The organism is Mycobacterium sp. (assembly GCF_032159775.1).
In the GTDB taxonomy this organism is placed as follows: Bacteria; Actinomycetota; Actinomycetes; order Mycobacteriales; family Mycobacteriaceae; genus Mycobacterium.
The window spans coordinates 1-7,389 of the sequence record NZ_JAVHWK010000052.1 but is presented as its reverse complement, the minus strand read 5'-3'; the positions used below and the strand labels follow the sequence as shown (position 1 = coordinate 7,389).

The following is a 7,389-nucleotide window of genomic DNA, read 5'->3' as shown; positions in this document are numbered from 1 at the left end:
AGGCGGCCAAGCCGGCAAAGCTGGTGTCGGACCGCGTCGTGGACGGTCCGTACACGCTGCCGTCGCTGGATCTGCTCAAGAAGGGCGATCCGCCGAAGAGGCGCAGTGCGTCCAATGACCGCATGGCCGAGTCGATCTCGGAAGTGCTGCAGCAGTTCAAGGTCAATGCGGCGGTCACCGGATGCACGCGCGGTCCGACCGTCACTCGATACGAGGTCGAGCTGGGACCCGGCGTCAAGGTCGAGAAGATCACCCAGCTGCAGAAGAACATCGCCTATGCGGTTGCCACCGAGAGCGTTCGGATGCTCGCCCCGATACCGGGCAAGTCCGCCGTCGGCATCGAGGTGCCCAACACCGACCGCGAGATGGTGCGCCTCGCCGACGTGCTGACCGATCCGTCGACCCGAAGCGACCATCACCCGCTGGTGATCGCACTGGGCAAAGACATTGAGGGCGAATACATCTCGTGGAACCTGGCCAAGATGCCGCACCTGCTTGTAGCGGGGTCCACCGGCTCGGGTAAGTCGAGCTTCGTCAACTCGATGCTGGTTTCGCTGCTGTCGCGCGCCACCCCCGAGGAGGTCAGGATGATCCTGATCGACCCGAAGATGGTGGAACTGACGCCGTATGAAGGTATTCCGCACTTGATCACTCCGATCGTCACCCAGCCGAAGAAGGCGGCCGCGGCCCTGGCCTGGCTGGTCGAAGAAATGGAACAGCGCTACCAGGACATGCAGGCATCACGGGTCCGGCACATCGACGACTTCAACGCCAAGGTGCGGTCGGGGGAGATCACCACACCGCTGGGCAGTCAGCGCGAATACCGCCCCTATCCGTATGTGGTCGCGATCGTCGACGAGTTGGCCGATTTGATGATGACGGCCCCGCGCGATGTCGAGGATGCGGTTGTGCGGATCACCCAGAAGGCACGCGCGGCGGGTATTCACCTGGTGCTGGCCACTCAGCGGCCGTCGGTCGACGTGGTGACCGGGTTGATCAAGTCCAACGTGCCGTCCCGGTTGGCGTTCGCCACGTCGTCGCTGACGGACAGCCGGGTCATTCTCGACCAGCAGGGGGCCGAGAAGCTCATCGGCATGGGCGACGGTCTGTTCATCCCGATGGGTGCCAATAAGCCGATCCGGCTGCAGGGCGCGTTCATCACCGATGAGGAGATCCAGGCGGTCGTCGCGGCGTGCAAGGAGCAGGCGGAGCCCGAATACACCGAGGGCGTGACCAATGCGAAGCCGACCGGCGAGCGTACCGACGTCGACCCGGACATCGGCGACGACATGGACGTCCTGCTGCAGGCCGTCGAACTGGTGGTGTCCAGCCAGTTCGGCTCCACGTCCATGCTGCAGCGCAAGCTGCGGGTGGGCTTCGCCAAGGCCGGCAGGCTGATGGACCTGATGGAGACCCGCGGAATCGTCGGTCCCAGCGAGGGTTCCAAGGCGCGCGAGGTGATGGTGAAGCCCGACGAGCTGGCGGCGACCATCGCGTCCATCCGAGGCACCACGTCCGGAGACGACGACGCTATTTGAGCATTAACAGCATTCGTGAATTGCCCAGGATGTTCGGTTTGACATAGGACAGGTCGAGGAACTCCGCGACACCGGTGTCATAGGAGCGGCACATCTCCTCGTAGACCTCAGCGGTGACCGGTGTGCCCTCGATCTCGGCGAACCCGTGCCTGCTGAAGAACTCGGTCTCGAAGGTGAGCACGAAGATCCGTCCCAGGTGCAGTTCGCGAGCCACGTCAAGCAGCCGGTCGACGATGAGGTGCCCGACACCCTGGCCCTTGACCCGCGGATGCACGGCCACCGTGCGCACCTCGCCGAGGTCAGCCCACAGCACGTGCAGAGCCCCGCACCCGATGAGCTCGCCTTCGCGCTCGGCGACCCAGAACTCCTGGACTCCCTCATACAGGGTGACCAGGTTCTTCTCCAGCAGAATGCGGCCCGAGTAAAAGTCCACGAGCGCCTTGATCGCCGGCACATCCGAGGTGTTGGCGCGACGGACGACAAGCCCGTCCGCCCGCGAACCATGCCCTTCGCTCACAGGTGCGAGGGTATCGGTTTGGGCAACGGATATTCTTTAGCGGTGTCGGGCCAACCTCACACCGATCCGGTGATACCTCAGGCGAAGGTCGCAAACATCGCCAATGTCCTCACCGGTGTCCGGCTGGTCCTGGTCCCGGTTTTCCTGATCGCGTTGTTCGCCGGCGATGGTCACGAAACACCATGGCGGGTAACCGCTTTCGTTATATTCACCGTCGCCGTGATCACCGATCGGTTCGACGGGGCGCTGGCCCGCAGCTACGGCATCGAGACCGACTTCGGCAGGCTGGCCGATCCGATCGCCGACAAGACCTTGATCGGTGCCGCACTGATCGGCCTTTCGATGCTCGGCGAGCTGCCGTGGTGGGTGACGGTCGTCATCCTGGTCCGCGAGATCGGCGTCACGGTGATGCGCTTCGCATTGCTGCGGCACGGGGTCATCCCGGCCAGTCGCGGCGGAAAGCTCAAGACGCTCGTGCAGGCCGTCGCGATCGGGCTGTTCGTGCTGCCGCTCTCGGGCCCGTGGCTGACCGGAGCCTGGGTGGTGATGGCGGTCGCCGTCGTGTTGACCGTCCTCACAGGCGTCGACTACGTGGTGTCGGCGATCCGCGATTCTCGAGGACGAGTCGCAGGTCAGTGACCATCCCAGCGACGAATTGCGCCCGAGTCGCCGAACCGGGAACCATCCCGGCAGTACCTGGCGTTGCTCTATTACCACCCAAGTGAAGGAGAGCACGATGGGGACATTGCTGCGCGAGGTGATCGGCGACGTGCTGCGTCGTGCCCGCATTGACCAAGGCCGCACTCTGCGCGAGGTATCCGATTCCGCGCGGGTCAGCCTGGGCTACCTGTCTGAGGTCGAACGTGGCCGCAAAGAGGCGTCCAGCGAACTGCTCAGCGCGATCTGCGGGGCGCTCGAGGTCCCGCTGTCGCGGGTGCTGTCCGACGCCGGTGACGAGATGGCGCAGGAGGAGATCAAGGCGTTCGCCCGGGCCACGGCGACCGCGACCAACATCGACGCCACCACCAAGGTCGTCATCCCGCAGGTCGTGTCCATGGCTGTGGCCTAGCTGTTCTGATCTGCGCGATACCGATAAGTTGGCAGTAGCACACCCACGCTGTTTCTGACACGAAGGCGGAACGAACCCATGGCGAATCCGTTCTCCAAGGCATGGCGCTACCTGATGGCGCTGTTCAGCTCGAAAGTCGACGAGTACGCCGACCCGAAGGTGCAGATTCAGCAGGCCATCGAGGAGGCCCAGCGCCAGCATCAGGGTCTGACGCAGCAGGCGGCCCAGGTGATCGGCAACCAGCGCCAGCTGGAGATGCGGCTCAATCGTCAGCTGGCCGATATCGAGAAGCTGCAGGTCAATGTCCGTCAGGCGCTGACGCTGGCCGACCAGGCGACCTCCGCGGGCGATGCGGCCAAGACCACCGAGTACACCAACGCGGCCGAGGCGTTCGCCGCGCAGCTGGTGACGGCCGAGCAGAGCGTCGAAGACCTCAAGTCGCTGCACGACCAGGCGCTGCAGGCCGCCGGACAGGCGAAGAAGGCCGTCGAGCAGAACGCGATGATGCTTCAGCAGAAGATCGCCGAGCGCACCAAGCTGCTCAGCCAGCTCGAGCAGGCCAAGATGCAGGAGCGGGTGAGCGACTCGCTGCGGTCGATGAGCGAACTCGCCGCACCGGGCAACACCCCGAGCCTCGAAGAGGTGCGCGACAAGATCGAAACCCGCTACGCCAACGCCATGGGGGCCGCGGAGCTCGCGCAGAACTCGGTTCAGGGTCGGATGATGGAAGTTCAGCAGGCCACCGTGCAGATGGCAGGGCATTCGCGTCTGGAGCAGATCCGCGCCTCGATGCGTGGAGACGCATTGCCTTCGGGCGGCGCTTCCGGGGCACACGGTACGGCAGCGCCTGCCGGCCCTGCGTCGACGCCCGAGGCCACGCCCGAGAAGCCGATCGGCCAGTAGTCGGAGCCTGGGTTGGCAGCCAAACAGCGCTCAGCGACCAGCAGGCCCGAGGCCTGGCGGTCGCTGGCGCAGCGGGGAATCGACACCGCCGCAGAAATGTCCGACGTGCTGGCGCAGAAGCTGAGCTCGGCGGCCGATCCGCGGGCAAAGCAACTGCGCAAACGTAAATGGGCGCTGCGGCTGGGGTTGTTCTTCGCGGTGTCCAGTGTGATCTGGGTGGGCGTGACGGTGCTGCTCGCGACCTGGAGCACCCCGGCGTGGGCATTGTTCATTCCTGCGCCGATCGCGGTCGGAGCGGCCTTCCTCGCGACGCTGTGTTTCCTGCGCTATCGCTGGCTTCGCGGCGAGCCGCTGCCCCCGCAGCGGTCGCGAGCCACCCGCAGGCTGCCACCGTGGGGGTCGGCGGCCCGGCAGCCGATGGCAGCGCTGGCAGCATCCGAGCGCGGACTGTTCTCGTTGATCAGCGTGCTGGAGCGGGGCAAGATGCTGCCCGAAGGCGAGCTGCGTGAACTGGTCGCGGTCGCGAACCAGTCTGCCGCCACCATGGCCGCTACCGCCGACGAAGTGGTGTCCATGGAGCGGGCGGTCGCCAACGCCCCTGGATCGCGCACGCACCTTGCGCCGACGATCGCCGCGTTCACCTCTCAGCTCGACAGCGGCGCGCGCCAGTACAACGACATGGTCACCGCGGCAGCGCAATTGGTCTCGGCCACCAGTCAGCCGGCCGGGGCGGGCCCGATGTCGGGCTCGCCGATGTCGCACCAGCGTTACCGGGACGAACTGGTCAACGCCACCGACCGGTTGACGGGCTGGGCCCAGGCATTCGACGAGCTCGGTCAGCTCAAGCGCGCGTAGGTCACATCTTCGGACGTAGCGACGGGACGAAGATCCCCGCGAGGCCGCGCAGCGGCGCCTTGACGAAAAAGTCGAAGGCGTCGAAGTAGTCCCGCCACAGCGTGATCTTGCCGCCGTGCACCTCGAATACCCCGCACACCCAGAACTGCAGGCGGAACGGGCCGATGATGATCGCGTCGGTGCGCTCCGTCAGAACCGCATTGCCATCCGCGGCGACCCGGTGGAACTTCACCTCGAAGCGGCCGCGGCCCTCCGCCATCCGTAACAGCTTGATGATTCGCTGCCGTCCACGCATCGTCGTGTAACCGACGTTCTGGTACAAGATGTTGTCGGCCAGAGTCGCGTCCGCCGCGTCGTAGTCCTCGTCCTGCAATGCATACAGGAACGTCTCCACCGTGCGTGCGTTGGCCGTGGTGTCCACTGCTGGTGAGGTCATGGCGTCCAGCGTAGTTGCGCGACGCTGTGGCAGGGTAGCCGCATGCGCGTCGCCGTAGTCGCAGGTCCGGACCCGGGACACGCATTTCCCGCGCTCGCCCTGTGCCGCCGCTTTCTCGCCGCAGGTGACTCACCGACGCTGCTGACCGGCACCGAGTGGCTGGACACCGCCGGGTCGGTCGGGGTCGACGCGGTCGAACTCGTCGGACTCAACCCCACCGAACTCGACGACGACGCAGACGCAGGTGCGAAGATTCACCAGCGCGCGGCGCGCATGGCGGTGCTGAATGTGCCGGTGCTGCGCGAGCTCGAACCCGACCTGGTGGTCTCCGACGTCATCACCGCCTGCGGCGGGCTGGCGGCAGAGCTGATGACGATCCCGTGGATCGAGCTCAACCCCGCGCCGCTGTACCGGCCGTCGAAGGGGCTTCCCCCGATCGGCAGCGGGCTTGCACCGGGCGTCGGGGTCCGTGGCAGGCTGCGGGATGCCGTCCTGCGGACGCTGTCTGCCCGGGCCTGGCGCGCGGGCCTGAAACAGCGCTCGGCGGTGAGGGTCGAAATCGGTTTGCCTGCAGACGATCCCGGCCCGTTGCGCAGGCTCGTCGCTACCCTTCCCGCGCTCGAGGTGCCACGCCCCGACTGGCCCGACGAGGCCGTCGTCGTGGGGCCGCTGCATTTCGAACCGACGGACACTGTGCTGGCGATACCGCCGGGAGACGGTCCGGTCGTCGTGGTGGCGCCGTCGACTGCCAAGTCGGGCGCGCTCGGACTGGCCGAGGTAGCGCTCGAGGCGCTGCGGCCGGGGGATGTGCTGCCGCCGGGGTCTCGAGTCGTGGTGTCGCGCCTGGGCGGTGACGATGTCGACATCCCGACGTGGGCGGTGGTGGGGCTGGGTCGCCAGGACGAACTGCTGGCGGCCGCCGATCTGGTGATCTGTGGGGGCGGCCACGGCATGGTGTCCAAGACGTTGATGGCCGGGGTGCCGATGGTGGTGGTGCCTGGCGGCGGTGATCAATGGGAGATTGCGAATCGACTTGTGCGACAAGGTAGTGCGCAGCTGATCCGACCGCTGGAACCCGACGCGCTGGCGATCGCGGTCACCGAGGTGCTGTCCTCGCCGAAATACGCCGAGGCGGCCAGGGCGGCGGGCGCAACCGCGGCGGACGTCGCAGATCCGGTACGGGTGTGCCATGACGCGTTGGCACCGTCAGCGTAAGTTGGTCGGGTGCGGTTGACCGAATTCACCGAGCTTGTCGAAGGCCAGTTCGGCCCGGTGCGAGGACGATCGCTGCTCATCGACCATGTGCTCACCGTCTTCGCCGGGCGCACCGCGGCGCAGGCCATCGAAGACGGCGTCGACCCGCGTGACGTCTGGCGGGCGCTGTGCGCCGACTTCGACGTTCCGCGCGATCAGTGGTGAAAGGTCAGCGCTTGTTCTCGCCCTGGCCTGTCCCGGGAACATGCGAAGGGCCGACGCTGTCATCGGCGGTATCGGTTTCCGGCTGCTCTGCAGCCGGCTGTTCATCGGCCGGCGACGCGGTGGCGCCGCCCGGAGTATCGCCGGGTGCCGGCGATTTGTAGTCGGTGTCCGTGACGGGTTTGACTGCCCCAGCTGTTCGTGCGCCACCTTCGTCGCCGCCGTCGGCGGGCTTGGCGGTTGTTTGGCGCCCCTCGTAAGGCGGTGTCGCGGGTTCGACGTCGTGAGGTGGCTCGTTGGTGAACTTCGTATTGAATCCGGGATCTTCCGATGCGTCGCCGTGCGACGGCACACTTTCGTCGCCGTCGACGGTGCCCGACGGCCGGTCCTCTCCACCTGAAGGTACGTCCGATCCGGTGTCTCGTGATCCAGGGGCCGGTTCTCCAGCGAAGCGTTCTTGCGGGTCTTCTGGGTTGCTCATCACTACTCCTTCACAGCCGCCGCGCGGTCGCGGCGACCTAGAGCCAGGGCACCCCCGGTCGGCGGCCAAAACCGAGCGAGGCGCCGTCTAACACTTCAAGGTTTTGGCGCACTACCCCCGTTGACCGAGCAGCAGAGCTGTCTCCCGATGCAGCCTGCCGAAGTTGTAATAGGC

10 protein-coding genes are annotated in these 7,389 nt (G+C 66.4%); 7 read left to right on the top strand and 3 right to left on the bottom strand.

Features of this window, described 5'->3' with window-relative positions; translation table 11 throughout:
• A partial coding sequence (locus QOJ24_RS05445; RefSeq protein WP_526259863.1) for a DNA translocase FtsK occupies positions 1–1,538 on the top strand: 1,538 nt, incomplete at its 5' end.
• Here QOJ24_RS05445 and QOJ24_RS05440 read toward each other — a convergent pair.
• On the bottom strand, positions 1,531–2,055 hold the full coding sequence (locus QOJ24_RS05440) for an amino-acid N-acetyltransferase (protein WP_526259861.1): 525 nt from the start codon (positions 2,053–2,055) through the stop codon (positions 1,531–1,533). The two genes, QOJ24_RS05445 and QOJ24_RS05440, sit on opposite strands and share 8 nt — an antisense overlap.
• 42 nt (positions 2,056–2,097) lie before the next feature.
• On the opposite strand from QOJ24_RS05440, the gene pgsA reads away from it, so the two are divergent.
• From pgsA to pspM, 4 genes are all read left to right on the top strand, one after another.
• Positions 2,098–2,694, top strand: a complete 597-nt coding sequence (gene pgsA / locus QOJ24_RS05435) for a CDP-diacylglycerol--glycerol-3-phosphate 3-phosphatidyltransferase (protein ID WP_526259860.1) — start codon at positions 2,098–2,100, stop codon at positions 2,692–2,694.
• A gap of 97 nt (positions 2,695–2,791) precedes the next feature.
• The gene (clgR, locus tag QOJ24_RS05430; RefSeq protein ID WP_526259858.1) at positions 2,792–3,124 is read left to right on the top strand and encodes a transcriptional regulator ClgR; all 333 of its coding nucleotides are present in this window, start codon (positions 2,792–2,794) and stop codon (positions 3,122–3,124) included.
• A gap of 78 nt (positions 3,125–3,202) precedes the next feature.
• A complete protein-coding gene (gene pspA / locus QOJ24_RS05425; RefSeq protein WP_526259856.1) occupies positions 3,203–4,027 on the top strand; it encodes a phage shock protein PspA in 825 nt (274 codons plus the stop codon).
• Positions 4,028–4,039: 12 nt separating this feature from the next.
• Positions 4,040–4,882: a phage shock envelope stress response protein PspM gene (gene pspM / locus QOJ24_RS05420; RefSeq protein WP_526259854.1), complete on the top strand. Its 843-nt coding sequence runs from the start codon at positions 4,040–4,042 to the stop codon at positions 4,880–4,882.
• A 1-nt stretch (position 4,883) separates the two neighbouring features.
• Here pspM and QOJ24_RS05415 read toward each other — a convergent pair whose 3' ends face one another.
• Positions 4,884–5,318, bottom strand: coding sequence for a limonene-1,2-epoxide hydrolase family protein (locus tag QOJ24_RS05415; protein ID WP_526259852.1), 435 nt, complete (start codon positions 5,316–5,318; stop codon positions 4,884–4,886).
• Between the two features lie 42 nt (positions 5,319–5,360).
• Between QOJ24_RS05415 and QOJ24_RS05410 the strand changes: the two genes are divergently transcribed.
• Positions 5,361–6,533: a glycosyltransferase gene (locus QOJ24_RS05410; RefSeq protein ID WP_526259850.1), complete on the top strand. Its 1,173-nt coding sequence runs from the start codon at positions 5,361–5,363 to the stop codon at positions 6,531–6,533.
• A gap of 9 nt (positions 6,534–6,542) precedes the next feature.
• Positions 6,543–6,737, top strand: a complete 195-nt coding sequence (locus QOJ24_RS05405) for a DUF3046 domain-containing protein (protein ID WP_526259848.1) — start codon at positions 6,543–6,545, stop codon at positions 6,735–6,737.
• Positions 6,738–6,741: 4 nt separating this feature from the next.
• Here the strand turns inward: QOJ24_RS05405 and QOJ24_RS05400 are convergent, their stop codons facing one another.
• A complete protein-coding gene (locus tag QOJ24_RS05400; RefSeq protein ID WP_526259846.1) occupies positions 6,742–7,215 on the bottom strand; it encodes a hypothetical protein in 474 nt (157 codons plus the stop codon).
• Positions 7,216–7,389 lie beyond the last annotated feature (174 nt).

Bases quoted from the DNA above. Each gene is read 5' to 3' on its own strand.
- pspA (WP_526259856.1), top strand. From the start codon at position 3,203: ATGGCGAATCCGTTCTCCAAGGCATGGCGCTACCTGATGGCGCTGTTC.
- QOJ24_RS05410 (WP_526259850.1), top strand. From the start codon at position 5,361: ATGCGCGTCGCCGTAGTCGCAGGTCCGGACCCGGGACACGCATTTCCC.
- clgR (WP_526259858.1), top strand. From the start codon at position 2,792: ATGGGGACATTGCTGCGCGAGGTGATCGGCGACGTGCTGCGTCGTGCC.
- QOJ24_RS05400 (WP_526259846.1), bottom strand. From the start codon at position 7,215: ATGAGCAACCCAGAAGACCCGCAAGAACGCTTCGCTGGAGAACCGGCC.
- QOJ24_RS05415 (WP_526259852.1), bottom strand. From the start codon at position 5,318: ATGACCTCACCAGCAGTGGACACCACGGCCAACGCACGCACGGTGGAG.